The organism is Nocardia sp. NBC_00508, assembly GCF_036346875.1.
GTDB lineage: Bacteria > Actinomycetota > Actinomycetes > Mycobacteriales > Mycobacteriaceae > Nocardia.
This window is the reverse complement of record NZ_CP107852.1, coordinates 2,469,880-2,494,115: the sequence shown is the minus strand read 5'-3', so window position 1 is coordinate 2,494,115 and position 24,236 is coordinate 2,469,880. Positions and strand designations below refer to the sequence as shown.

Annotated in this window: 21 protein-coding genes; 8 read left to right on the top strand and 13 right to left on the bottom strand. The window is 67.4% G+C overall.

Features of this window, described 5'->3' with window-relative positions:
* The first annotated feature begins 106 nt into the window (after positions 1 to 106).
* Positions 107 to 706 (top strand): Uma2 family endonuclease, encoded by a 600-nt coding sequence (locus OHA40_RS11170; RefSeq protein ID WP_330232985.1) that lies wholly within the window; start codon positions 107 to 109, stop codon positions 704 to 706.
* A 116-nt stretch (positions 707 to 822) separates the two neighbouring features.
* Here OHA40_RS11170 and OHA40_RS11165 read toward each other — a convergent pair whose 3' ends face one another.
* Complete coding sequence (locus OHA40_RS11165; protein ID WP_330232984.1) at positions 823 to 1,146, bottom strand: metal-sensitive transcriptional regulator; 324 nt, start codon at positions 1,144 to 1,146, stop codon at positions 823 to 825.
* Between the two features lie 221 nt (positions 1,147 to 1,367).
* Here OHA40_RS11165 and OHA40_RS11160 point away from each other — a divergent pair, with 221 nt between their 5' ends.
* Positions 1,368 to 2,177, top strand: a complete 810-nt coding sequence (locus OHA40_RS11160) for an S-methyl-5'-thioadenosine phosphorylase (protein WP_330232983.1) — start codon at positions 1,368 to 1,370, stop codon at positions 2,175 to 2,177.
* Positions 2,178 to 2,182: 5 nt separating this feature from the next.
* Positions 2,183 to 3,181, top strand: coding sequence for an NAD-dependent epimerase/dehydratase family protein (locus OHA40_RS11155; protein ID WP_330232982.1), 999 nt, complete (start codon positions 2,183 to 2,185; stop codon positions 3,179 to 3,181).
* A 102-nt stretch (positions 3,182 to 3,283) separates the two neighbouring features.
* On the opposite strand, the gene OHA40_RS11150 is transcribed toward OHA40_RS11155, so the two are convergent.
* Complete coding sequence (locus OHA40_RS11150) at positions 3,284 to 4,312, bottom strand: GAF domain-containing protein (RefSeq protein WP_330232981.1); 1,029 nt, start codon at positions 4,310 to 4,312, stop codon at positions 3,284 to 3,286.
* 199 nt (positions 4,313 to 4,511) lie between these two features.
* Here OHA40_RS11150 and OHA40_RS11145 point away from each other — a divergent pair, with 199 nt between their 5' ends.
* Entirely contained in the window at positions 4,512 to 5,072 is a 561-nt protein-coding gene (locus tag OHA40_RS11145) for an NADPH-dependent FMN reductase (protein WP_330232980.1), read from the top strand.
* Positions 5,073 to 5,076: 4 nt separating this feature from the next.
* Here the strand turns inward: OHA40_RS11145 and eccE are convergent, their stop codons facing one another.
* A complete protein-coding gene (gene eccE, locus OHA40_RS11140; RefSeq protein ID WP_330232979.1) occupies positions 5,077 to 6,723 on the bottom strand; it encodes a type VII secretion protein EccE in 1,647 nt (548 codons plus the stop codon).
* Positions 6,724 to 6,836: 113 nt separating this feature from the next.
* Between eccE and eccB the strand changes: the two genes are divergently transcribed.
* Positions 6,837 to 8,327, top strand: coding sequence for a type VII secretion protein EccB (gene eccB, locus OHA40_RS11135; protein ID WP_330232978.1), 1,491 nt, complete (start codon positions 6,837 to 6,839; stop codon positions 8,325 to 8,327).
* 83 nt (positions 8,328 to 8,410) lie between these two features.
* Here the strand turns inward: eccB and OHA40_RS11130 are convergent, their stop codons facing one another.
* Positions 8,411 to 8,689: a hypothetical protein gene (locus OHA40_RS11130; RefSeq protein WP_330232977.1), complete on the bottom strand. Its 279-nt coding sequence runs from the start codon at positions 8,687 to 8,689 to the stop codon at positions 8,411 to 8,413.
* Positions 8,690 to 8,712: 23 nt separating this feature from the next.
* A complete protein-coding gene (locus tag OHA40_RS11125; RefSeq protein WP_330232976.1) occupies positions 8,713 to 9,075 on the bottom strand; it encodes a hypothetical protein in 363 nt (120 codons plus the stop codon).
* A 317-nt stretch (positions 9,076 to 9,392) separates the two neighbouring features.
* Between OHA40_RS11125 and OHA40_RS11120 the strand changes: the two genes are divergently transcribed.
* Positions 9,393 to 10,679, top strand: coding sequence for a helix-turn-helix domain-containing protein (locus OHA40_RS11120; RefSeq protein ID WP_330232975.1), 1,287 nt, complete (start codon positions 9,393 to 9,395; stop codon positions 10,677 to 10,679).
* A gap of 329 nt (positions 10,680 to 11,008) precedes the next feature.
* Here OHA40_RS11120 and OHA40_RS11115 read toward each other — a convergent pair whose 3' ends face one another.
* From OHA40_RS11115 to eccD, 4 genes are all read right to left on the bottom strand, one after another.
* Positions 11,009 to 11,287 carry a hypothetical protein gene (locus tag OHA40_RS11115; protein WP_330232974.1) on the bottom strand — a complete coding sequence of 93 codons (279 nt, stop codon included), beginning with the start codon at positions 11,285 to 11,287 and terminating at the stop codon, positions 11,009 to 11,011.
* Positions 11,288 to 11,669: 382 nt separating this feature from the next.
* Positions 11,670 to 12,506, bottom strand: a complete 837-nt coding sequence (locus OHA40_RS11110; RefSeq protein ID WP_330232973.1) for a potassium channel family protein — start codon at positions 12,504 to 12,506, stop codon at positions 11,670 to 11,672.
* A gap of 138 nt (positions 12,507 to 12,644) precedes the next feature.
* Positions 12,645 to 14,054 (bottom strand): type VII secretion-associated serine protease mycosin, encoded by a 1,410-nt coding sequence (mycP, locus tag OHA40_RS11105; RefSeq protein WP_330232972.1) that lies wholly within the window; start codon positions 14,052 to 14,054, stop codon positions 12,645 to 12,647.
* Positions 14,051 to 15,517 carry a type VII secretion integral membrane protein EccD gene (gene eccD, locus OHA40_RS11100; RefSeq protein WP_330232971.1) on the bottom strand — a complete coding sequence of 489 codons (1,467 nt, stop codon included), beginning with the start codon at positions 15,515 to 15,517 and terminating at the stop codon, positions 14,051 to 14,053. The genes mycP and eccD overlap by 4 nt, the downstream gene beginning before the upstream one ends.
* A gap of 170 nt (positions 15,518 to 15,687) precedes the next feature.
* Between eccD and eccCa the strand changes: the two genes are divergently transcribed.
* Both eccCa and OHA40_RS11090 read left to right on the top strand, forming a co-directional pair.
* Positions 15,688 to 19,722, top strand: coding sequence for a type VII secretion protein EccCa (gene eccCa / locus OHA40_RS11095; RefSeq protein WP_330232970.1), 4,035 nt, complete (start codon positions 15,688 to 15,690; stop codon positions 19,720 to 19,722).
* Positions 19,722 to 21,161 carry a type VII secretion-associated protein gene (locus OHA40_RS11090; protein WP_330232969.1) on the top strand — a complete coding sequence of 480 codons (1,440 nt, stop codon included), beginning with the start codon at positions 19,722 to 19,724 and terminating at the stop codon, positions 21,159 to 21,161. The genes eccCa and OHA40_RS11090 overlap by 1 nt, the downstream gene beginning before the upstream one ends.
* Before the next feature lie 75 nt (positions 21,162 to 21,236).
* On the opposite strand, the gene OHA40_RS11085 is transcribed toward OHA40_RS11090, so the two are convergent.
* From OHA40_RS11085 to OHA40_RS11075, 4 genes are all read right to left on the bottom strand, one after another.
* Complete coding sequence (locus OHA40_RS11085; protein ID WP_330232968.1) at positions 21,237 to 21,539, bottom strand: WXG100 family type VII secretion target; 303 nt, start codon at positions 21,537 to 21,539, stop codon at positions 21,237 to 21,239.
* Positions 21,540 to 21,575: 36 nt separating this feature from the next.
* A complete protein-coding gene (locus OHA40_RS11080; RefSeq protein WP_330232967.1) occupies positions 21,576 to 21,893 on the bottom strand; it encodes a WXG100 family type VII secretion target in 318 nt (105 codons plus the stop codon).
* Positions 21,894 to 22,277: 384 nt separating this feature from the next.
* Positions 22,278 to 22,517, bottom strand: a complete 240-nt coding sequence (locus OHA40_RS34705) for a DUF7373 family lipoprotein (RefSeq protein ID WP_442944037.1) — start codon at positions 22,515 to 22,517, stop codon at positions 22,278 to 22,280.
* Between the two features lie 115 nt (positions 22,518 to 22,632).
* Positions 22,633 to 24,165, bottom strand: coding sequence for a serine/threonine-protein kinase (locus tag OHA40_RS11075; RefSeq protein ID WP_442943982.1), 1,533 nt, complete (start codon positions 24,163 to 24,165; stop codon positions 22,633 to 22,635).
* Positions 24,166 to 24,236: the final 71 nt, after the last annotated feature.

Genomic DNA, 24,236 nt, shown 5'->3' with positions numbered 1-24,236 from the left:
TTTCGCCCTCGAGAACTCTGCTCATGCTGTCTTCGCACAGGACTCTGCCTGTGGCTTGGTCGCCGCTCGGTGGCTCGGTGCGGCCGTGCCTGCAATGATGTCCGGCATGAGCGCTCCCGACGGGCAACACGAACTGCGTCTGACCGCCGAGGAGTTCGCCGATGGGGCGGCGGCTCGGCTCGGTGACATCGAGATCGTCGAAGGGCGCGTTGTGCGGCTGATGGCCCAGAGCCCTTTGCACAGTCGGGTGGTGCGGCGTTTGGCTGGGTTGTTGGAGGCTGCGCGACGTGACGGTGGGCCGTGCATGGTCGTGGATTCCGACATTGCCGCACGATTCCCTGATACGGAGTCTTCTGCGGCCGATCGGCGGTTGAACATCCGCTATCCCGATGTCTGGATTCGGGACTGCGAGCCATACGACGTCAACACGGTGCGGGAGCACATTCTGCTCGTCGTCGAGGTGACGTCCGAATCAACCATCGACGTCGATATCACCGACAAGCGAATCCAGTACGCGACTGCGGGTATTCCTCGTTACTTGATCGTCCGCCTGGATCAGAAGGAGGAACGGATCGACGAAATCGAGGAATACCGTCTCGACTGGTCCGGTCGCCGGTACCTGGTGCACACCGTCCATCGGCGTGTGCTGTTGCTCGATGACCCGGTCGAGGCGACCATCCCGTTCGACGTACTGGAGCAGGCCTAGCCAGTGCGGTGACCACGGACGTTCACCGCGGCCGGGCGGGGTGACGATGGCCGCTGTCTACCAGCAGTCGGTACCGGCGGGTGCAAGGAGTGCGCGGTGCGCGCGATTACCGCTGGTCAGGAACGGACGAGCCGGGCGATGGCGTCGGTGGCTTCCTTGATCTTGGCTTCCGCCTCCGGGCCGCCCGCGACCGCGGCGTCCACCACGCAGTGGCTGATGTGATCCTCCAGCAGGCCCATCGCCACCGCCTGGAGGGCCTTGGTCATGGCGGACACCTGGGTGAGGATGTCGATGCAGTACTTTTCCTCCTCGACCATCCGCTGCAGACCGCGCGCCTGACCCTCGATGCGGCGCAGCCGCTTGAGGTAGTCGTCCTTGGCGGTGATGTAGCCGTGCGCCGCGGCTTCCGGCGCCGCGTGGTCGTGGGGGGTAGCTGCCACCGGTGTCTCCTCGCTGTCTGCCGGTCCGAGAACCGGATCAATACCCCCCTAGGGTACAGTTAACGGTTCGGCTTGTCAGGTCGGGGCGCGTGTGTGCGCCCTGTCGGGCCGGACCGCCGATCCCTGGTGCGGACCTCGGCGACCTGGCCGATGCTGCCATGTTCGGGGGCCAACGCCGATCCCCCTGGGCGGGAGCAGCGCCGAGACGAGACAATTGCGGTATGAGTTCGCACCCCCGGGCCGCGCTCGCCGTCATCGGCGGCAGCGGCTTCTACGATTTCTTCGACGCCGAGGCGAGCACCGTCGAGGTGGAGACGCCCTACGGCGCGCCGAGTGCGCCCATCTCGGTCGGAGAGGTGGAAGGCAGACCGCTGGCCTTCCTCCCGCGGCACGGCAAGAACCACGAATTCGCTCCGCACACCCTGCCGTACCGGGCGAACCTGTGGGCGCTGCGCTCGCTGGGCGTGCGCCGGATCCTCGCGCCCTGCGCGGTCGGCAGCCTGCGCGCGGACTGGGGGCCGGGCACGGTCGCGGTGCCGGACCAGTTGGTCGACCGGACCTCTGCTCGCCCGCAGACCTACTTCGATGGCGGCGGCATCCATGTGTCCTTCGCCGACCCGTACTGCGAGGAACTACGCGCCGCCGCCATCAAGGCCGAGTCCGACGCGCTGCACATGATGCACGCGGCCACCATGGTGGTGGTGGAGGGGCCGCGGTTCTCCACGCGCGCGGAGAGCCGGTGGTTCGCCGCGCAGGGCTGGGATCTGGTGAACATGACCGGCCACCCGGAGGCCGTGCTCGCCCGCGAACTCGAAATGTGCTACGCCGCCGTCGCGCTGGTGACCGATCTGGACGCGGGCCTGGAAGAGGGCGACGGCGTGCACGCGGTGGACGTGTTCGCCGAGTTCGAGCGCAATCTCGCGCCGTTCAAAGAGCTCATCCGCCGCGCGGTCGCCACGGTGGACGGCACCGACACCTGCGAGCGGTGCCGCGTCCACGCGGGCGTGTCGCTGCCCTTCGAACTGCCCTGAGCCGGATGCGGGTACTGGTCACCGGCGCGGCCGGTTTCCTCGGCGGGCACCTGCGCGGCGCCCTGATCGCCGCGGGCCACCAGGTGGTCGCGGCGGACCTGCTGCTCGACTCGGTGCACGGACCGAACGCGCAACCGCAGGAAGGTGTTTCGCGGGTGGACGTGCGCGACGCCGAGGCGCTCGCGCCGCTGCTGGACGGAGTGGAGGTCGTCTGTCATTTCGCGGCGGTGACCGCGGGCGGGCAGGCCGCCGAGTTCGCCTCGCACAACGACCTCGGTACCGCGGTGCTGCTCGGAGCGATGGAGCGGGCGCGCGTCGGTCGCCTGGTGCTCGCCTCGTCGATCAGCGTCTACGGCGAGGGCCGCTATCGCGGTGCGCAGAGCGGGCCGTTCTTCCCGAACCTGCGACGCAGGGCGGATCTCGATCGCGGCATGTTCGACCATCGCGCTCCACGCACCGGCGAGGTGCTGACCTGGGAGCCGGTCGGGGAGGACGCGCGGCTGCGTCCGCGCGGTGCTTATGGTGCCAGCAAGCTCGCCCAGGAGAATTACGCGCTGGCCTGGGGGCTGGCGACCGGTGGCGCCGTCACCGCGCTGCGGATGCACAACGTCTACGGCGCGGGAGCGCGGGCGGGATTGGTGGGGCGGTTGCGGGCCGAGCTGACGCAAGGACGCGCGCCGCAGGTCTTCGAAGATGGCGGGCAGGTCCGGGATTTCGTCCACGTGCGCGACGCGGTCGTGGCCACCGTGGCGGCGGTCGAGCGCGCGCTGCCGGGCTTCGTCGCGCTGAACATCGCGTCGGGACACCCGATCACGCTCTGGGAGGTGGCCTCGATCATGGCGCGCGCGCATGGCGGGCCCGGGCCGGTGGTGACCGGTCAGTACCACATCGGTGACGTCCGGCATTTTGTCGCCGCCCCGGAACGGGCCAGGCACGCATTGGATTTCACTGCCTCCGTGGTTCCCTCCCTCGGCCTTGCCGAGTTCGCGGCGACCCTCGACTGATCAATTTCTCACTCGGACGGGCGCATGGTCAGAGGGACTGTCGCTAGTGTCGGTCATCTGCTGTGGCGCCCCGCGTCGTTACTTGGAATCAGCCGCTCGGGGTCACCTGGATGGTTGCTCGGGCAGTGCGTGGTCACCTGGGCCGTTGCTCGGACGGTGCATCGTCACCTGGACCACAGCGAATTCCGGTGACAGCGCGCCGGGCACGCCGCTGGGCAGCGGCTCGGCTTCCAGGTCGGCGACGATCCAGCCGCCCTCCATCGTCGCCAGCCGAACTCCGGCCAACCCCACTCGTTGCATACCGGCGCGGAGATCGGCGCGTGCGGCCAGAATCCGCGGACGGTCCTGTGGATGCGGCACGGTACGTTCGTCCGCCGGTCCACCCCAGCGCAAGCCGGGCACGGGCTCGGTGACCCAGCGGATCAGCCGGACCTGTGCCAGATCGACGACGGCGAGGTAGCGATTCGATCGCGTGCCGCGCAACAGATCCAATGCCGCCGATTCCAGCGATTTCGCTTGCGGGGCAATGTCTGCTGTGACATCGGCGGCAACGCCCACCCAGTGGTGGCGGTCCGGGTCCGGATTGCGCGCGGCCAGCAGCAGGGTGCGCGGGCCGGCCGCGGAGCGCAGGGTGGCGGTGTCGAGCCAGCGGACGCCGGGTTCGGCGCGCGCGATGGTGGCGACGAATTCGAGTGCGCCGTCGAAGCGCTCCATCGCCTCGAAGACCTCGGCGCCGAACCACACCACCGGCCGGTGATCGCAATGCGGGCCGGATTCGTCCCGGACCGCCTCGATCCGCCTGGCGCGGCCGTCGATGCTGAAGGTCGTCACGCCGACCGGCGGTGGCGGGGCGCCGCTGCCGACCCATAACCGGACCGCGTGCACCCGCGCACCCGGGCCGAGCAGCGGCTGCGCCCGGACGCGCCGTCTCGACCAGACGTGGCGCGACGGCGGTAGCTGGTGCTCGACCGCGGCGCCGGAGTGGTGGGCCGCTGTGACGAACCGTTGCAGCCGCGCGGGAACCGCGCGCCGATACGACTTCCACGCTCGCGGCGCGGAACCGGCCGCCAGCAGCGACCAGGTGCCGACCGGTCCGAGCGTTTCGATCAGCAGCCAGCGTCCGATGATCACAGTTCCCCCCTCACCCCACGTCGACCCTACTGCCACGGCAAGCCGGATAGCCAGTGAAATGTCGCCGAAAACCGGGTTGCCCGAGGTGGAAGAGGTGAGCACCGCGACCTGGTCCGCGGGGCGCAGCGCCTGCGGGCCGGTCGGTCGATCGAGCGCGCCGGTGTCTGTGGGCGGACACTCCGGGGGTTAGGCTCGCGCGGTGGACACCCCGTTGCGGCTCGAGGTCATCGTGGCCAGCGTGCGTCCGGAGCGGTTCGCTCCGGTGGTCGCCGACTGGTTTCTGCGCACGCTACGCGCCCATGCCGAATTCGATACGGGTGTCATCGATCTCGCGCACACCCCGTTGCCGCTCGACCTCACCGAGACCGAGCAGACCACGGCCTACCGTGCTCGGCTGCGCGCCGCCGATGCCTTCGTCGTCGTAACGTCCGAATACAACCATGGCTACCCGGCGTCGCTGAAGACCGCGTTCGACACCGCCAAACATGAATGGCGCGCCAAGCCCATCGCTTTTGTCTCCTACGGCGGCCTTTCCGGCGGACTGCGCGCGGTGGAGCAGCTGCGTCAGGTCGTCGCCGAGATCCATATGGTCTCGGTCCGCGAGACGGTCAGTTTTCATCAGGCCAAGAAGCGGTTCGATGCGGCGGGTGACACCCGCGACGGCGCCGCGATCGACGCCGCCGAGCGAATGCTGCGCCAATTGGCCTGGTGGGCACGCACTTTGCGGGCTGCCCGCGCCGCCGACCCGTATCCCGGCTAGCCCGCTATCCAGCCGCCGCCACGGTACGGCGGCCACGCGGCTGACCGATGTAGGTGGCCTCGCGCGGGATCGACACCAGCGTCAGGTCGACCTGCGCGGTGCCGGTACGCAGGACCACATGGTTGCCGATCGCGCCGGGCTGGTGGAGGGCCAGGTCGGGACGGGTCGCGGGCCAGCCCATCGGATCACCCGTCACGTAGATGGTGGTGACGCCCGCGTGCGGGGCAGGGGCGAGCACACCATCCACCACCGTGGCGGTGAATCCCGCGTCGGACTGGTGGGTTTCGACCGCGATGGTCAGCCGCTCCGGATTGCCGATCGTCGTCACCAAGTTCTCCCACGCCTGCGCCCGGTCGGTGCGGATCAGGATCCGCTCGCCGACCGCGAGCGCGCGGAACACCAACTGCTGCGCCAGGTACAGCTCGCCCGCGACGTACACCGTCGAGATACCCGCGCCGACGATCCGGACGGCGACGCCGTTTCCTTCGTCGTCCGAGCCGATCAGCTGGCCGCAGCCCGAGGAAGGCAGGTGCAGCACGTCGATCACCTCGATGGGGTACTCGATCATCGGCACGGTGTCGTCCAGGTCCGGGATGGCGATCGGCAGGTGGGCGAGCAGCCCGTCGCGGTGGCGTCCGTTCATCGAGATCATGTCCGACAACTTGGTTCGCTCGGGCAGCTCCCGCGCGGTCAGCCGCCATGCGGCGCCGATGCTCACCGACTCGGCCGAACGGCCGGGGCGCAGCCGCACCGCCACCGTGGTGCCGCGCGACGGCGCCACCCACAGCTGGGCGAGCAGGTCGGAGCCGAGGCGTTTGGGGTCGACGGCGCTGCCGATGTTCACGCTGTTGCCGATTTCGGCGTAGCGCCACCGGTGTTCCAGGGACCGCGGGTCGTAGCCGCCCGTGATCTGCAGGACCGCCTTGCGGATCTCGGGCGCGGTCAGGATGCGGGCGTTGCAGTCGGCGTCCTCGAGCGTGCGCATGATGCGCTGGGTCGCGATGGTGACCGCCCGCGAGGCGCCCTCGGCCCCGCCGCCGCGCCGGGCCGCGGCCTCCGGGCAGGCCACCGCGTCGAAACTGATCGCCAGCCACACCGTGCGGTGTGCGGTGGCCGGCAGCGGACCGAGCAGCGATTCGTAGATCTGGCCCGCGGGTGTGCCGGAGCGGCTGCGGTGCCCGTGGCTGATGATGTCGATGCCGCTGAGCAGGATGTCGTGCTGGTTCAGGCATTTCGCCAGTTCCGGCAGCGGAAGCAGGTGCGAGGCGTGCACCGTGGTGCGGGCGATCCTGGTCAGGCCGCCGGGCGGGGGCAGCACCTCGACGACCGTCACCACGCGGCTGCCGTCCCAGAACAGGCCGAGTGAACGCCCGTCCGTGCCGCGATAGTCGACGGTGTTGCCGATCTCGTACTCCCGACGGGTGAGATAGCGCCACCACGTGACGATCCAGTCCAGCAGAGTGCGTTTGGCGACCGGGATGAGCGGGATCGACATCGCGACCACCGCCACGCCGAGCGCTGGGAGCCCGGGTAGACCGGCGAGCAGCGCGATCACTCCGGCGATCAACCCGATGATCTGCGCGATCAGCAGGTTCCGCATCGAGATGCGCCCGAGCAGCGGTCGTGGTCCCACGCCTGCCGGTTCCGCCATTATCGCCCCCCCATGTACCCGGTGTCGGCCGGTTTGTCATGGCCGAGCTGAACAAGAGTCCTCGGGAACTGTACTGTGTTCGGCGAACGCGAGCACTGTTCGGGGGAGGAATAATGCCTTCAAAACCCACTACACGCTGGCAGGTGAGCGGCTATCGCTTTCTGGTCCGGCGGATGGAGCACGCCTTGGTGCGCCGGGACGTGCGAATGCTGCACGACCCCATGCGTTCCCAGTCCCGCGCGTACGCCGCGGGCCTGATCTTGGCCTGCGTCGTACTGGCCGGCTGCGGCGTGCTCGCGTTGTTGCGCCCGCAGGACAAGATCGGCGACAACAAGATCCTGATCGGCAAGGATTCCGGCGCGGTCTACGTGGTACTCGACGACGTGGTGCATCCGGCGCTGAATCTGGCCTCGGCGCGGCTGGCCGCGGGCGAGGCGGCCAAGCCTGCCATCGTGAAGGAATCGGAGCTGGGCAAGAAGCCGCGCGGCCAATTGATCGGCATCCCAGGCGCTCCCGGCTCGCTGCACTTCGACAAGGAGGGCAAGGGGCGCGTCTGGACCGTGTGCGACTCGCTGAAGACCGACGGCAGCGACGACCGCAGCACCTCCGTGTTGATCGGCGACCTGGAACTGGGCGACAAGGCCGCGCCGATGGCCAAGGACAAGGCGCTGCTGGTGAAGGGCAGGGACGCGGCCTATCTGGTCTGGAACAACACGCGCGCCCGCGTCGACATGAACGACCCCACCGTCACCGATCCGCTGAACATCCGGGGCGTACCCCCGCGGCCGATCAGCGAGGGTCTGCTCAACGCGATTCCCGAGGTGAATCCGATTGTGCCGCCGAAGATCACCGATCCGGGCGGCCAGCCGTCCGGCTACTCGATCAACGGCCTGAAGATCGGCACCGTCGTCCAGCTCGATGGCAAGGCGAATCAGAACTACGTCCTGCTGCACAACGGTCTGCAGCCCATCAGCCCGTTTACCGCCGAAGTGATCCGCAGCTCGCAACGCAACCCCGACCACGGCACCGCCATCGAATCTTTCGACAAGACCAACGCGCCGGAGTCGAGGGCATTGAACGTCGACACCTACCCTGACACCGCACCGACGATCATCCAGCCCAAGGCGCGGCCGGTGAGCTGCTTGTCGTGGAAGCCCATCCCGGGCGTCGCGGGCAATACCGATGTCGCCGTGCGGGCGGAGCTGGCGGTCATCGACGGCAGCGATCTGCCGATGTCCGCCAACGCCAAGGCGGTTCCGCTCGCGCAGGCCGACGGCAAGGGCGACAACGTCGACTCCGTGTACTTCAAACCAGGTTCGGGCGCCTTCGTGCAGACCACCGGCATCGAACCGGACAGCCGACGCAAGGACAGCATGTTCTACGTCGCCGACACCGGAGTTCGCTTCGGTATCAAGGACAATGAGGCGGCGAAGGCGCTCGGCATGGACAAGGAGTCCGGCGTCACGCCGGAACCGGCGCCGTGGCCGATCGTCGGGCTGCTCGCCAGCGGTCCGACCATGGGCCGCGACGCCGCCATGGTGGCGCACGACGGCGTCGCACCGGACTCCGCACCCGCCAAGCAGCCGGTCGCCTCGGCGAAGTAGCCGATCGGTCAGCGCCTGAACCGGCGAGTTCGTGCCAGGGTTCCTGCGCACCAGCGGTCGAGGACATCGGCGAGCTGTCGGGTTCACCGGAAGTATCTCGCTGGTTTCATGTGCCCGGCTTCGATGAGCACGTCGATGGCTGCGGCCTTGGCAGCGCAGGTGCGGGCGTCGCAGTCGATGTGGTCCTGCGTTACCCAGTGGGCTTCGTCCACCGGGTACGGCCTGCGCGGTGCCGCGTGGGAGCTCGCGTATTCCCGGGTTTCGCCGGTGTGGTCGGGCAACTGGGATGCGCTGTCGATCAGCCAGGGCAGCACCCAGAACAGCAGGATGAGCAGCCCGGCGACGGCGGCTGTGACGGTCAATACGACTGCGAACTCCGCGGGCACTATTGCCCACTTCCGTCGGATGGTTTGTAGGCGAGTGCCCAGTCGTATTCCGGGGCGATGGTGATCAGGGAACAGACGCGGCAGACGCGGCCGGGGCCCCCGATGTGTTCCAGGGTCGGCGTGATCACCGCGGCGATATCGAGGCGGCGGACGATGATCAGCAGCCGGGACAGCGGGTCGTGGATCTCGGGGTTCATGCGCACGGTTTTCACCAGGTCGTAGCCGAGCCGGGTGGCCAGTGCCAGGATCGCCTGCTCGTCTTGCTGCCAGTTCGGCCCGCTCACGTCGGTGCGCAGGTAACCCAGCGCCTTGGGGAGGACTTGTGGGGCGGGCGGCTGCGGCGTCATGGGCGGCCGTGTCATGCTCTGTCCTTTCGCGTCGACAGGAAATCGAGCGTCCGGCGCCGGGGGCTCACGCCACCGACCGGCAACCCTTTGCGGCCGATGTGCCAAGGAGATGTCATCGGCCCGGCGCCGGACTCTCAGTAGCCTCGGCCGCGGCAAGCGCTGCGGCGACAGCGTCGGCCGACCGGCCCGATTGCGCGATTTCTGCTGTTTGCCGCCGTGATTTGTGTTGGCGGGCATAAAGTTCCGGGTATTGCGTATCGCTTCGGGGTAGGGGGCCGGATGTGACCGATTCACCGTTCACCGCTGTGTGGGATTCGCCGCGGTTCCGGCAGTTGCTCGCCTCGGGCAAGCCGGGCCCGGCGTTGGCGCTCGTGCGTAAGCAGATGGGCTTGTCCCAGGTCGACTTCGGGGAGCTACTGCACTGGGATCGAACCCATGCCGGGCGGGTCGAACGTGGTGAGGTCGGCACGATTTTCGATGTGCGCGAGTTGATCCGGGCTGCGGATGCGCTCGGCATCCCCCGCTGCGCGCTGTTGCCGCTCTTGCTCGGCGACACCAACACAGGGACCATCGAGGATAGGCCCGGTGAAGGAGTCGATGACGTGGATCGCAGGCAATTCGTTCAGACAGCAACGATCGCGGTGGCGGCTACGGGTGCGGCGGCTGACCTGCCGTGGTCGGATCCGATACGAGTCGGAACTGGCCACATCGCGTACCTGCGCAGGGTGACTCAGCAGCTGTGGGAGCACGATAACGTGTACGGCGGCGGCAGGATCGCTGACTTCGTAATACAGCAGTACGGTCTGGCTCGTCGCCTGGTCGATCATGGTGAATACGGTTCCCGCATAGGCGCGGACTTGATCGATGCGGCCTGTCGGCTCGCCGGTTTCGCAGGTTGGGTCGCCGAAGACATCGGGCGGTTTGAGAGGGCGAGGCGGTTCTACACGGAGGCAGTTCTTCTCGCAGAACAATGCGGAAAGGAAGAGTTGCTGGAGGACGCCGTCGCGAACATGTCCTTCCTCGCCACGAAACGTCCGACGAGCCGTGAGCCGGTACATCTGGCGCAGCGTGCAAGCGAACTTGCCCGCCGAATCCCTTCAGCGCGTTTGAACGCACTCCGCACTGCGCGAGTAGCAGTGGCGCACGCGGCGGTTGGCGAGGGACGCGAGTTCGAACAGGCCATGATCCGCGCCTGGCGGGAAGTGGACCGTGGCCTCGATGATTCGGATGACCCGATCTGGTTGCATTTCGTCACTCCGGCCGAGATCAAATCCATCGAGGCGAGAGGGCGCTCCTACTTGGGACAGCACAGTAGGGCGGCAACCGTTTATCGCGAGGCGATCGGCAGTGGAGGAACCATGCTTCCGCGAGACGAGGCGTCGTACCGTGCGTACTTCGCGGCGTCGCTCGCTGGTCTCGGCGATCTCAACACGGCAATCACCGAGGGGCACATGGCCTTATCGCTGCTGAAAGGCCCGGTCAGCTCTCCGCGCCTGGTACAAGAGCTCCGACCAGTGCGAGTCGGAGTCTCGCGGTTACGCGGAGACGAGGCCGAACACTTCCGCCACCGGTTCGATGCGTTGTGTGGTTCGGCAACGGGGCACGGTGGATCCTCCTGATCGACGTAGGCCCCTGCATGCGGCGCCTGATCGACACCACCGTCCGCGCATACCGCGAAGACAACGATCCCAACTACAGTTGCAACTAAAGATCTTCGGTCCAGGGCCAGTGCGGGGAGATGCAGCACGGGTTTCGCCGTGGCCAGGTCAGCCGTGCGGGGACAGCGATGATCTTGCGGCGGAGGGCGGCACCGCGGGCTTTGTCCAGACGGGAAGTGCCTTCTCGAACTGCACGATTGTTGCCGAGACAACAGCAATCATCCCAGCTTGAAGGACACTTTCCCGTTCCTGGCATACCGACGGCCGCAAGGACGCCGGTGGATCGAGGCTCAGTTACCGCAGTGCACGCCGAATTCCTCGAAGAGGTCGTCCTTGATGCGGCCGCCCCAGTCGATGCACTTGCCTTCCGCTTCGATCTTCGCATAAGCGAAGTGGGTGAAGACGCGGTCGTCGTTCACGACCACCTGGGAGTGGTCCTTCGACTGCCGCACACCGGCGCCCATCGATATCGCCTCGCCCGGCTTGTCCCGCACGGTGACCACGCAGTTTGTCCTACCGTCGTAGGTGAGAAAGACCGTGCCGCCCTTCAACTCGTGTGAGTCGATCACCTTGAAACCTTCACCGCACTGTCCGCCATATGTTGCCGCAGATGCCGTGGCCGGGAGGAATACCGCCGCCCCGGCAGTGATCCCGATTGCGGCCGCACACACGGCGATCGGCTTTTTGACGTTGATCAATGTAGAACCCTTTCCTCTTTCCTGTGACATCTAGCGTTCGGCTTCATACCCCCCAGGCTCGGCACCCAAACTTGCACACCATTTGCTGCCGCCATGGGCCGAACCTACGGCAGCAGTTGACGACCGCATATTCGCGGCCTTCCAGATCTGGGAACCGATGCCCGAGCAAATGCGGGAGCGAGTGCGGAAGTGCTGTACCAGATGGGCAAAGGGGCTGGCTGCGGCGCGGTGGCCTGGCCGACCGGCCGAATGGCTACGGACCATGCGTATCAGCTGGTGCCATCGGGGCCGCCGGGTTGTCGGCGGCCGAACTGGCGAGCGCGGCGACCTCGGCGCGCAGGGCACGGACCTCCTCGGCCAGGAGGCCGATCTCGATATCGGCACGCTCCGCGGACTGTTCGACGGACCTCAGCTGGTCCATCACCCAGCTGGTGGTGGTGCCGATGGCGAAGCTGATCAGGCCGATGCCGAAGGTCATCAGGATCAGCGAGACGAAGCGACCCTCGGTCGTCACCGGATAGACATCCCCGTAGCCGACGGTCGTCACCGACACCATCGACCACCACAGCGCGTCGCCGAAGCTATCGATCTTGCTGTCCTCGACCCCGTACTCGGCATCGAAGAATGCCAGGCTACACAGCAGGATCACGAGCGCCGAGCTGGTGCCGACGAACACCGCCATGCGGGCACGGGTCACTGCTCTCCGGTTCACCGTGTCGACCAGCAGCAGCGCCGCCCGGACCAGCCGCACCGGACGGAACGGCGGCAGCAATACGATCAGCAACTCCAGCGGATGGGTGCGCACGAAGCGCCAGCGATTCGTGGACAACCACAGCCGGATAGCGAAGTCCGCCGCGAAAACCGCCCAGATCGCCACGTCCGCACGCGTGAGCCAGGCATCCAGTTCCTGTGACGCACCGGTGTCGAGCACGTACCAGGCGTAGATGCCGACGAAGCACACCGCGAGCATGATCATCGGCGCATTCGTCGCACGTTCCCATGCCTGCCTGCGGGTGAGCACGGGCGGGCTCGCCGTTGTCGCCACGCCGGGCTTGCTCTGGGGATCGGAATCGGACATTACGGATGACATGGCAGCTACCTGTGTCGATCTGACGCGGTATTCAGCTACCGCATTGCAACACGTGCACGCTAGCTGCCGCCGTTCACTCGAGCACGTTGGCCGGTCGGAGTCGCACAGGTCGGCGCCAGATCGGGAACACGGAAGTTCTCACCCGTCCTCGTGGACGCCGAACCGGCGGCGGATCGGGAAAGAAGCGAGCATGCCCAGGATCAGTAGTCCCGCGACGCTGCCGCTGCCGATCAACGCGACGTTGCGAGCGCGGTGGTCCGGCGCCGGAGATGGCGCGGGAACCGCCAGTTGCACACTCAGCGGCGCCGCCGGTTTCTTCGGCGGGAGCGCTTTCGGTACTTCGGCTGTCAATGCGGCAATCGGGTCGATCGCGCCATAGCCGACGTACGGGTTCCAGCCTTCGGCCGGGGCGTGCGCCGTGGCCTGGATGCGTTTGATGACGTCGAGAGCGCTGAGTTCGGGGAAGCGCGCGCGGACCAAGGCGACCACACCGGACACATAGGGCGCCGCGAAACTCGTGCCCTTGAGCGGCACCAGGCTCTGGCCGTCGTATTTGCCGGTGATGGTGCCGGTCCCGCGCGGATCGAGCGAGACGATGTCCTCACCGGGTGCCGCGACGCCGACCCATGGCCCCGGCACGGTGAAATTCGACGGTGCGCCGTTCTGGTCGATCGATCCGACGGTCAGGACGTAGTCGTCGTAGCGGGCGGGCGTGACATTGGTGGTCACGTTGTTCCATTGATCGCCCTCCGGCTTCAGCGGGTCGATCCCGGGGTTGCTCGGCTTGCAGTTTCCGTCGGTATTGCCTGCCGCGACCACGACGACGGCGTCCATCTCCAACGTCGCGTAACGCACAGCGGCGCCGACCGGGCCGTCGTTGAAGCTCTGGCCATTCGGCACGCACGAGACCAGCGAGATGTTGATGACCGAAGCGCGCCGGTCGGCAGCCCGCCGGATCGCCGAGGCGAGCGCATCGAGCCTGCCGTATCCCTTCGGCGGATCTTCCGGCCGTTTGTCCTGCCTGCCGGGGATCTCGTACAGGGCGCTCGTCTGGCGGATCGAGAGAACTCGCGCCTCCGGGGCTACGCCGGAAAAACCCTGTCCCTCTACGGGTTTGGCGGCGACGATGCCTGCGACGACCGTGCCGTGGGCGTCACAGTCCTCGCTGGTGCCGTCGCCGGGTTCCGCCACATAGTCGCCGCCCGCTTCGAGATCGGGCAGGCGTGGGTGCGCGACGACGCCCGTGTCGATCACCGCGATGAGCTGGCCTTCGCCACGGGAGAACTCCCACGCGTGCGGCAGGTTGAGCGATCGCTGCGGAATGGGAACGGCGGGGCCGTCGCCGCCCTGCTGGGTGGAATAGCAGGAGGCATTGGCCGGGCGCTCGGTTTTGTCCAACGGCCGAGCCGGATCACCCGATGGCAGTTGGCCAGGATCGACCGGCGGCGGCCGATCGGCGTAAGCGATGCCCTGGCCCGTGCCCACTCCGAACGACACGCTCAGCGACAGCACCGCCGCGGCCGCGCCGGTGCGTAGTACGCGCTTCACAGCCCGCGGACGAGGGAGTAGAGGTCGGTGACCCAGAACACCAGGGGCAGCACGGCCGCCACGAACGCGTATTCGAGAAGTTCGACGCCGCGGCGCATCGGCGGCGTGGCCGACTGGTTCGGGACGATGATGCCGAGGATCAGTGCCGCGACCAGCGCGACCATGGCCGCGCCGAATACGGCGAGCGGCTGGTCCATCGCGAATCCGGCGCCGACCAACATGATCAGCACGATCGCCGAGCCGCCCGCGATGAGCACGACGGCCTGCTCCGCGCCGGCGTAGGTGCGGCTGCGGAACATCAGCACCGCCGCGCAGACCAGCGCGAGCGCGATGCCCTGCCAGTACGGGTCGTCGGTCGTCGGGTCGGTGGCCGCCAGCGCGCCACCGGCGGTGATCAGCGTGGTCGCGGCGACCAGGCCCGCGAGGTACATGCGGGCGCGTTCCGACTTCACCCGCAGTATGTCCATGGTCGGCAGCGCGCGGTGATCGTCCGGATCGTCCTCGGTCGGATCTATCGGGGTGCCCGGCGAAGGGACCGGCGGCAGCGGCAGTTTCGCGAGCAGCATGGATACCCGCGGCGCCAGCGAGAGGCCGCCGAGCCCGAGTGCCGCCGCGCCCGCGCCGATCGCGCGCTCGGGCTGATCGGTGAGCAGACCGACCAGCGCCGCGGGCACCGCGTACGCCGCGAGGGTGGCCGCGCCGATGAACAACGCGAGACCGACGCCGGTCACCCGCCAGGCCAGAATCGCCGTCGCGCCCGTCAAGACCGACCCGAGCAGAATGTGCGCCCAGTCATAGTGATCCGGCACAGAGAGCATGCCCGCGCTGAACGCGGCCGGGAGAGCGCAGCCGCCGAGCACCAACGCGGTGCGCGTGTCGCCGTACATTCTGCTCAGCACCGTCGCCGCCACTACGAGCAGGATCGCGACCAACAGCGCGACCGAGCCGCCCACCCCGATCGGCAGCGAGCCGGGGGACAGCAGCAGGCCGAGGCAGCCGACGACCATGGTGACCGCGGCGAGCACCGAGCCGGTGATCCGCGCGACTTTCGGTGTCCAGCTGCGGTAGTGGTCGGTGTCGGCGATCGCGACGTTGTACATGATGTCGTCGAACAGCGGCGTCGGCGCGGTGTGCGAGGCGCTCTCCAGCATCAGCAGCTCGCCGTCCCGGACGCCGTGCTCGCCGAGGCTCAGCGAATTGGAGAACGGCGGATGTCCGATCCGGGCGAGCACCCATTCCGCGGGCTCGAAACGCTCGCCCTCGTTGTCGAACTCATTGGTGCGGCTGTGCTGGGCGACCATGTCGACGACGCTCGGAATCACCAGTGCGACCGGCACGTCCACCGGGATGGCCATATCCACCTGGGTGTGCTTGGCCAGAATCGTCACCCGGGCGAGGTCGGGAGCGCGGACGATCCCGCGCGAGGATTCTTCGTCGATACGGTCAAGTCGCGCGTGCGTCAAGCTTCCCCCAACTCGGTCTTCTACCTCGTGATTCCGCGACACCGCCGACCGAGGGCGAGCTTGCGAACCCACGGTACGGGAAGCAGAATGCTGGTCGAACTGTACGACATGTCCGCTGTGACCTCTACACTGAGGCCGAATCACAGCGTGCCGAAGGGGGATTCTCGTCGATGAGCACTGTCCGCTTCCAGCGCCGTGCGCGCCGCGAGATGCCTCGCACGCCCGGCGGCGAGGTCACCCTGCAGCCGCCGCCCGAAATCCCCCGGGTGACACCGGGAAACCTGTTGATGAAGTTGATGCCGGTCGTGATGGTGATCGGCATGGTCGGCATGATGGCCCTGCTCTTCACCCAGGGCGGCGGCATCGCGTCCAATCCGATGACCATGATGTTCCCGATCATGATGCTGTTCTCCATGGTCGGCATGTTCGCCGGCCAGGGCGGTGGCAAGGGACAGAAGGCCGCGGAGGCCAACGAGGATCGCAAGGACTATCTGCGCTACCTCGACCAGGTCCGTAAGGACGTCAACGAGACCGCGGGCCAGCAGCGGGCTTCCGTCGAGTGGAGCCATCCGGAGCCGGGCTTGATCTGGATGCTCGCCGGCACCAGCCGGATGTGGGAACGCCGCGCGGGGGACAAGGACTTCTGCCACGCCCGCATCGGCATCGGCGGGCAGCGCCTGGCCACCCGATTGGTCGCACCGGAGACCGGCCCGGTCGAAGAACTCGAGCCGATCGCCGCCGTTTCGTTGCGCCGTTTCGTGCGGGCCCATTCGACCGTGCCGGACCTGCCGACCGCGATCGCGGTCAAGGGCTTCGCCACCATCGCGCTGGACGGCGACCGCGGTGAGGCGCGGGACATGACGCGCGCGATGTTGCTGCAGCTGTGCATGTTCCAGGCGCCGGACCAAGTGCTCGTCGGCGTCGTCTGCGGACCGGACACCGCGCGGGAGTGGGAGTGGACCAAATGGCTCCCGCACACCCAGCATCCGGACGCGCAGGACGGCATCGGCACCCAGCGTATGTTCTACGGCTCGATCCGGGAGGCCATGGCGGGACTGCAGCCGTTGCTCGGCAACCGGGTTCGGTACTCGCGCAACCAGCCTGCCAACGCGAACATGGTGCACATCGTCATCGTGGTGGACGGCGGCCTGCTCGAGGCCGAGGACGATCAGCTGCGGGAATCCGGCTACGAGGGTGTCACCATCATCGACCTGTGCGGCTACGCGCCGCGCCTGGCTGTGTCCCGCGGCATCAAGATGATCGTGGAGAACGGTGAGTGCGTCGGCCGCGGCGCCACCGGCAACCAGGAGCGTTTCGCGCTGATCGACCGGATCAGCCCGCAGCAGGCCCAGCAGGTGGCGCGCAGGCTCGCGCCCTACCGCGCGGCCACCCAGCGCAGCAGCGACGTGGAAACCGATGACTCCGAAGTGATTTCGACCTGGGCGCAACTGATGGGGCTCGGCGACATCGGCATGTTCAACCCCGAGCACGCCTGGCGGCCGCGGTACGGCCGGGAACGCCTGCGTGTTCCGTTCGGTGTCGGCGCGGACGGTCTCCCGGTGGAACTGGATATCAAGGAAGCCGCCGAGAACGGCATGGGCCCGCACGGTCTGTGCATCGGCGCCACCGGTTCCGGTAAGTCGGAATTCCTGCGCACCCTGGTGCTCAGCCTGCTCGCCACGCACTCGCCGGACCAGCTGAACCTGGTACTGGTCGACTTCAAGGGTGGCGCGACCTTCCTCGGCCTCGATGGTGTGCCGCATGTCGCCGCCGTCATCACCAACCTGGAGGAAGAGGCCGATCTCGTCGACCGCATGAAAGACGCCCTGGCCGGCGAGATGAACCGTCGCCAGGAGGTGCTGCGCGCGGCGGGCAACTTCGCCAACGTCTCCGAGTACGAGAAGGCCAGGGCCGCAGGCGCCGACCTGGACCCGCTGCCCGCCCTGTTCGTCGTGCTCGACGAGTTCTCCGAACTGCTCACCCAGCACCCGGATTTCGCGGAGCTGTTCGTCATGATCGGCCGCCTCGGTCGCTCGCTGCACGTCCATCTGCTGCTCGCCTCGCAGCGCCTGGAGGAGGGCAAGCTCAAGGGCCTGGAGAGTCACCTGTCCTACCGGATCGGTCTGAAGACGTTTTCCGCCAATGAATCCCGGCAGGTGCTCGGCGTCCCGGACGCCTACAACCTGCCGAACAACCCCGGCGGCGGCTACCTCAAGGCGGATTCCGGTGAGATCCAGCGCTTCCAGGCGTCCTACGTCTCCGGTCCCTACGTCGGCGGCGGCTCGCAGCGCGACATGACCGTCGCGACTCAATCCGGTGAAATCGACGTCAGAGCACGGGCGTTCACCGCGACACACGTCAGGTTCCGTGCCGCGGACCACGTTCCGCTCCCGCCCGAGCCGAGCGTGGAGCCCGAGCATCAGGACGAGGACGGCGAGCAGCTTTCCAACGTGAACATGCTGGTCTCGCGGATCCGCGACTACGGCCGCCCCGCGCACGAGATCTGGCTGCCGCCGCTGGACGAGGCCCCCACGCTCGATCAGCTCCTCCCGCGCTCCATCCTCACGGGCGAATACTCTCCGGTCGCTACGCTGCGCGCCCCGATCGGCATCGTGGACCGGCCCTACGATCAGCGCCGCGATCCGATGATCGTCGACCTGTCCGGTTCGCGCGGCAACGTCGCCATCGTCGGCGGCCCGCAGTCCGGCAAGTCGACCGCACTGCGCACCCTGATCATGGCGATGTCGTTGACCCACACTGCCGAACAGGTGCAGTTCTACTGCCTCGACTTCGGCGGCGGCACCCTGGCCAGCCTGCAGGGCCTGCCGCACGTCGGCTCGGTCGCGAGCCGCTTGGACGAGGACCAGGTCCGCCGCACGATCGCGGAGATGACCACCATCGTCCGCCAGCGCGAGCTGCGCTTCCGTCAGCTCGGCATCGAGTCGATGACCGAATTCCGCAGGCTGCGTGCGGTGGACCCGTCCAGCAGCCCGGCGGCCGCCGGTGTGCACGAGGATCCGTTCGGCGACGTGTTCCTGGTGATCGACGGCTTCGGCTCGATCCGCCAGGACTTCGAGATGCTCGAACAGACCATCATGAACCTCGCCGTGCAGGGTCTGTCCTACGGCGTGCACGTGGTCATCGCGATGAACCGCTGGGCGGATGCGCGTCCGGCGCTCAAGGACCAGATCGGCACCAGAATAGAGCTGCGCCTCGGCGATCCGATGGACTCCGACCTGGGCCGCAAGTTCGCCTCGCTGGTCCCGCAGGGCCGGCCGGGCCGCGGTATGACACCGGAGTGCCTGCACATGCTGACCGGCCTGCCCCGCATCGACGGCAGTGCCGACCCGAACAACCTGGGCCAGGCGGTCGGCGACGCGGTCGCCACCATTGCCAGGCTCACACCGGGCCGCCATGCCCCGCAGGTCCGCATGCTGCCCGAGCAGCTTTCGCGCGAGCAACTGCTGTACCTGGCGGGCGACTGGCCGTCGCAGGTCGACCCGAACGCCAAGTGCTTGCGCATACCGTTCGGCATCAACGAGTCCGAGCTGGCGCCGGTCTACATCGACTTCGTCGAAAGCCCGCACTTCATCATCATCGGCGACACCGAATCGGGGAAGACGACGCTGCTGCGCTCGCTGATCGAGGGCATCGCCGCGTCCAACACCCCCGACCAGGCTCGTTTCATTCTCGGCGACTACCGGCGCAGCATGCTCGGCCTGGTTCCGGAGGGCTATCTCGCCGGTTACGGCTCCACGGCGCCGCAGTTCACCCAGAACATGAACGATCTGGCCGGCTACGTCAGCCAGCGCACCCCCGGCGCGGACGTCACGCCCCAGCAGCTCCGCGATCGCTCGTGGTGGAGCGGGCCGGAACTGTACGTCATCATCGACGACTACGACTTGGTGGCCACCTCCGCGGGCAACCCGGTCCAAGCGTTGCTCGAACACCTGCCACACGCCCGCGACCTCGGTTTCCACGTGATCATCGCCCGCCGCTCCGGTGGCGCCAGCAGGGCTATGTTCGAGGCGACGTTGGCCAGGATGCGTGATCTGGGTTCGGCCGGACTGATTCTGAGCTGCAGCAAGGACGAGGGTGTGCTGATGGGCACCAAGCGTCCGAGCCCGATGCCCGCGGGCCGCGGCACCTATGTGACCCGGAATACCGAGGGGCTGGTCCAGACGGCGTGGATGCCGCCACTCTGATGTCCGATGTCGAGCTGGTCATCACGGAATCGCGCATCTGGGCGCGTGGCGCTGCCACGCACTGGGATCTGCCGCCCTCGATCGTGCTGGGCAGCAATGGTTTCGATCTCGTCGTGGGGCAGCCGCTGACTCCGCCCACCCAGGTCGGGTCGGTGGTTCAGTTCATCCCCGCCGATGCCATCGCCTTGCCTCCCCGCACCCCGTCGGTGGTGGATGCGATGGGCGCCGTCTTCGCAGGCGTGCTGGACAACCTCCGCGTCGCCACGCCATGCGAGCGGATCACGCTGATCTGCCCGACCGAGTGGGGTGCCGGCCGTCGCAGTGTGCTCGACGAGGCGGCGCGCCGCTGCGCAGCGGATGTCGTGTTCGAGGACATCGCGGTGCGTGCGGTCGCGGCGGACGAGGGCACCAGCCACAGCCAGCGCACGCTGGTGCTGGAGTTCGGCTCGCTGACCACCACCGCCTCCGCGGTCATTCGAAGCCATCGCGGAGTCCACATCGAGTCCTGCGAATACGAACCCACGCTCGCGCTCGCGGAAATCACCGCGGATTCATCGGGATTCGCCGCCCTCTGCGCCCTTATCGAACGGCTGCTCGACGGTCGACCAGTGGACCTGGCTCAGGTGGTCGGCATCGCTGATCCCGCGAAACTCGACCTCCTCGGTGCGGCCATCGAGCAGACCCTGGGGGCCGCCGTCGAGCTACGTCCGGTCGCGGGCGCCGGTCTCGTTCGCGGCCGCCAAACCCCACCGAGCCAGCAACACGAGGCACCGGTTACGCCGCCCAACGCCGAGTGGATGCAACCTCTCCGCGACCGTGCCGCCGCGCAACAACCGGGGCATCGCTCGACCGGCGTCGCGCTCGCGGCGGTCGCCGCCTTGGTAGTCGTCGCCCTCGCGGTAGTCACCGCGGTGATTCTGGTGAACCGCAAGGACGATGCTTCGACGGCCGCGCCGAGCACAGGCCCAGCGCCGACCAGCGCCGCGGCGTCGCCCGCTGGTACGCCATTGGCGGAGCCGGAAACCTTCGGCCGCATCCGATTTCGGGTGCCGACGGGTTGGCGTGTCGCCGCGACGCCGGAGAGTGGTCGGGCACGCGTCGATTTGGTACCGGAAGATGCTGTCCGGCAACGCATTACGGTGGTCCAGACGCCGCTGGTCGATGGCGCGGGTTATGAACAGGTCGCCGCGAAGTTGGAGGCGCAGATCGCGCAACGCCCGCCCGGGGTGTTGACCGATCTGAAGCGCGATGTCGTGTTCGGCGGCCGTTCCGGTCTGGCTTATTCGGAACGACCCGGTGACGGATCGACTGTTCGCTGGCATGTCCTGCTGGAGTACGGAATCCAGGTCAGTATCGGTTGTCAGTACGTCGGCGACGGTTGGGGTCAGTTGGAGACCCAGTGCGCGAACTTCGGCGACTCGGTGCGCGTCATTTCGTAATTGGAGACCGACTTGTTCATATGATTCGAGCCCCCGGCACGAGTACCGGGGGCTCGAATCGGCCGAGACGGGATCTCAGAAGAGGCCCGCCAGCGAGGTGTCGGTGGCCTGCAGGTCGGAGTTGCCGCTGCTGACCAGGCGGCCCGCGCTTTCCAGCGTGGTGTTCAGCTGGGTGATGTTGGTGTTCCACTGGGCCTGCAGCGACGCGAACGCGTCGTTCGCGTCACCCTTCCAGTAGTTCGTCACGAAGTCGGTGACCTGCTTGTGGAAGTCTTCGAGCATGGTCATGACGTTGCGGGCCTCGGACACGATGGCCTGGGCGCCCGCATCGACTTCGCCGAAGTTAGAGGCAATCCGCCCGGGATCGTTCGCTACCATAGGGAGCTCCTTGTTGTCTGTGGTTCAGCTGTGGAATCAGGGAAGGTCCAGGCTGGAGGCCTGCGAGGCCACCTGCTGGGCGAACGCCTGGTCCTGCTCCGTGAACTTCTTTCCAGCGGTGGCGAGCTTGTCCGAGGTCTGGTCCAGCTGGTCGCTCAGCTTGCGAGCCTGGGCGAAGTAGCTGTCCATGAAGGTGTCGAACGCCTGACGTGCCGCACCGCTCCAGGTCGCGGTGGTCTGGTCCGACTTCGTGTTCAGTGCGGTAATGGCAGCCTGCAGAGCAGTGTGCCGGTCCCGGCAGTTGTTCACGAACTTCGTGATCGCCTCGTCGCTCGCTTCGAGCTGTCCTGCCATTTCGGCTCCTTTCGGTTCCCGTCTCGGCCAACGGCTGAAGCCTCAGTTGGCCTGTACATCTGGTTGGACGCGGTGTGGGTCTGATCGGTTCCATCCGACTCGAAAAAGTTCGGAATCGCCCCACGAGATCAGTGCCCTGCGCCTTTGCCCGGCTCGTCCATGGTTTCGGTGGCCACATACAGGCCGCTCGGAACACCACGGTGCATACCGGGTCTGCATGACTTGGCAACGCCAGCGCTCGGCTCCCCTCCTTCCCCCTGCTCGCTGCTGAAATGATCGGCGAGTGGGCTGGCTGCGGTACACCTTACCGAACCCCAATGTCCGCCGCTACCAGCAGATTGCAGTTAGGCCACGACGAAAGCCGGTGATGCGGACGACAAGAGGCTATTGGGCGTTTGCCAGCAGCGCGTCCTGCGCGGCGACACGCTGTTGAGCAGCTTGTAGCTGAGTACCCCAGACATAGCCGACTGGCGCACCGCAGCACGCATACGAAGTTGTTGACGTTCTTGGTGGTTCGGAGTTCCGCGCATTTTGGCGCCGGGCACTCCCGGCGGCGCCATTGTGATTTCCGGAGCGTCGACAATCCTCGTCTAAAAGAGCCGAAGCGGAGTCGTTGTCGCGCACGCGAATAAGGATGGCGCCTTCCAGCAATCGCGAGACAGCCTTTTCAAAGGTTGGCGCATCGTCGGCAGCAACATGCACTCGCGGAGGAAGTGCCGGGCGGTGTAGGCGCGACCGGCTACTTCACTCGGTTGCGCAGCACCGGCAGCAGCCGATCGAGCAATGTCTGCTCGGAGGACTGATTCCAGTTCCGGACCGCGGCGACGGCAGCGGGATCGTCCAGGGGAATCACCGTGGCGCGGAGGCCTGCGATCTGATACGGCAGGCCGAGCAGGCCACCGCCGCCTGCCTTTTCGTCGCTGCGCACCGCCAGGACGTAACCCTCCGACGCGACTTCCAGCTTCGCGCTACCCGTCAGTTCCCTGGGCGAGGCTTCCTCGCCCTGCCTGGCGTAGTTCAAGTTGTAGACGAACCCGAGATCTTCCAGGAACTTGGTCTGCGGGGTGCCGCCGAGAAAGATCGAGACCTGCGTGCCGCGCGGTACGTCCACCATCGTGATGGTCTTGCCCCGGAACACCGGGTTGTTCGCTCGCGCCTGTTCGATCGGCGACAACGAACTCGGTGCGGCCGTGCTGCTCGTCGCGGCGACGGTGGGCGCGGATTCGTCCCGGTTCAGTGCCCAGATGCCGATTCCCGCCGCGAGGGCGACGACAACTACGCCGATGCCCGCCACGAGCACGGGCTTGCGGCGCGGCGCCGGCGCGGCCGCGCCGTGCAGCCTGGAGGCGGCGATGCGTGGGTCGGTCGCGGGCCGCGGGTCGAAGACCTGGACCGGGTAGGTGGGGGAAGTATTGGTGGCGGTCGGGTTGTAGCCGGGGGTGAAGGCGCTCGAGGCCGCGTCGGTGAATTCGCGGCAGCTGTTGAAGCGTTCGGCCGGGTTCTTCGCCATGGCGCGTGCGAAGACGTGGTCGATGGCCGGAGGCAGGCCCGGGTTGACCGCGGTGGCCAACGGCGGCGGCTCGTGCAGGTGCCCCATCATCACCAGCGCGGGTTGCGTTCCGGGGTAGGGGTTTCGGCTGGTGAGCAGTTTGAAGAACGAGCACGCCAGGCTGTAGACGTCGGCGCGGTGATCGAGCGGGCTGCCGGTGAGCTGCTCGGGCGGGGCGTAGGCGATGGTGGCGACGAAGCTGCCGGTCTGGGTGAGTTCGGTGGTGTCGTCGTTGGATTTGGCGACCCCGAAATCGGTGAGCAGGACGCGTTCTTCCTCGCCGTCCGCGGGCGAGGAGAGCAGGAAGTTGGCCGGTTTGACGTCGCGGTGCAGCAGGCCCTTGCGGTGCGCGTAGTCCAGACCCTTGCCGACCTCGGTCGTGATGCGCAGTGCGCGAAGCGGACTCATCGCGTGCGGGTCACGGGCCAGTTCGGCGGCGGCGTCGGTGCCGTCCACGTACTGCATGGCAATCCACAACTGGCCCTGTTCTTCACCGCGGTTGTACACCGACACGATGTTCGGATGATCGAGTCCGGCGGCGAGATTGGCCTCCCGCTCGAAGCGGGTCCGGAACTCGTAATCGCGGCTGAGCTCGCCGCCGAGCACCTTCAGTGCGTCGGTCCTGGGCAGGCTGGGATGTTTGGCCAGATACACCGTGCCCATCCCGCCCGCACCGAGCACCCGCAGGATGCGGTACCCGCCGACGATGGTCCCGGGGCTCATCGCCATCTTTCACGATCTCCTGACTCGACGCGGGCCGCTGCGTTCGCCACGCAGCATACTGGACTCGGTTC

Bases quoted from the DNA above. Each gene is read 5' to 3' on its own strand.
- eccE (WP_330232979.1), bottom strand. From the start codon at position 6,723: ATGGCGGAACCGGCAGGCGTGGGACCACGACCGCTGCTCGGGCGCATC.
- OHA40_RS11085 (WP_330232968.1), bottom strand. From the start codon at position 21,539: ATGGTAGCGAACGATCCCGGGCGGATTGCCTCTAACTTCGGCGAAGTC.
- OHA40_RS11170 (WP_330232985.1), top strand. From the start codon at position 107: ATGAGCGCTCCCGACGGGCAACACGAACTGCGTCTGACCGCCGAGGAG.
- OHA40_RS11125 (WP_330232976.1), bottom strand. From the start codon at position 9,075: ATGACACGGCCGCCCATGACGCCGCAGCCGCCCGCCCCACAAGTCCTC.
- eccCa (WP_330232970.1), top strand. From the start codon at position 15,688: ATGAGCACTGTCCGCTTCCAGCGCCGTGCGCGCCGCGAGATGCCTCGC.
- OHA40_RS11110 (WP_330232973.1), bottom strand. From the start codon at position 12,506: ATGTCATCCGTAATGTCCGATTCCGATCCCCAGAGCAAGCCCGGCGTG.
- OHA40_RS11090 (WP_330232969.1), top strand. From the start codon at position 19,722: ATGTCCGATGTCGAGCTGGTCATCACGGAATCGCGCATCTGGGCGCGT.
- OHA40_RS11075 (WP_442943982.1), bottom strand. From the start codon at position 24,165: ATGAGCCCCGGGACCATCGTCGGCGGGTACCGCATCCTGCGGGTGCTC.
- eccB (WP_330232978.1), top strand. From the start codon at position 6,837: ATGCCTTCAAAACCCACTACACGCTGGCAGGTGAGCGGCTATCGCTTT.
- OHA40_RS11160 (WP_330232983.1), top strand. From the start codon at position 1,368: ATGAGTTCGCACCCCCGGGCCGCGCTCGCCGTCATCGGCGGCAGCGGC.
- OHA40_RS11080 (WP_330232967.1), bottom strand. From the start codon at position 21,893: ATGGCAGGACAGCTCGAAGCGAGCGACGAGGCGATCACGAAGTTCGTG.
- OHA40_RS11155 (WP_330232982.1), top strand. From the start codon at position 2,183: ATGCGGGTACTGGTCACCGGCGCGGCCGGTTTCCTCGGCGGGCACCTG.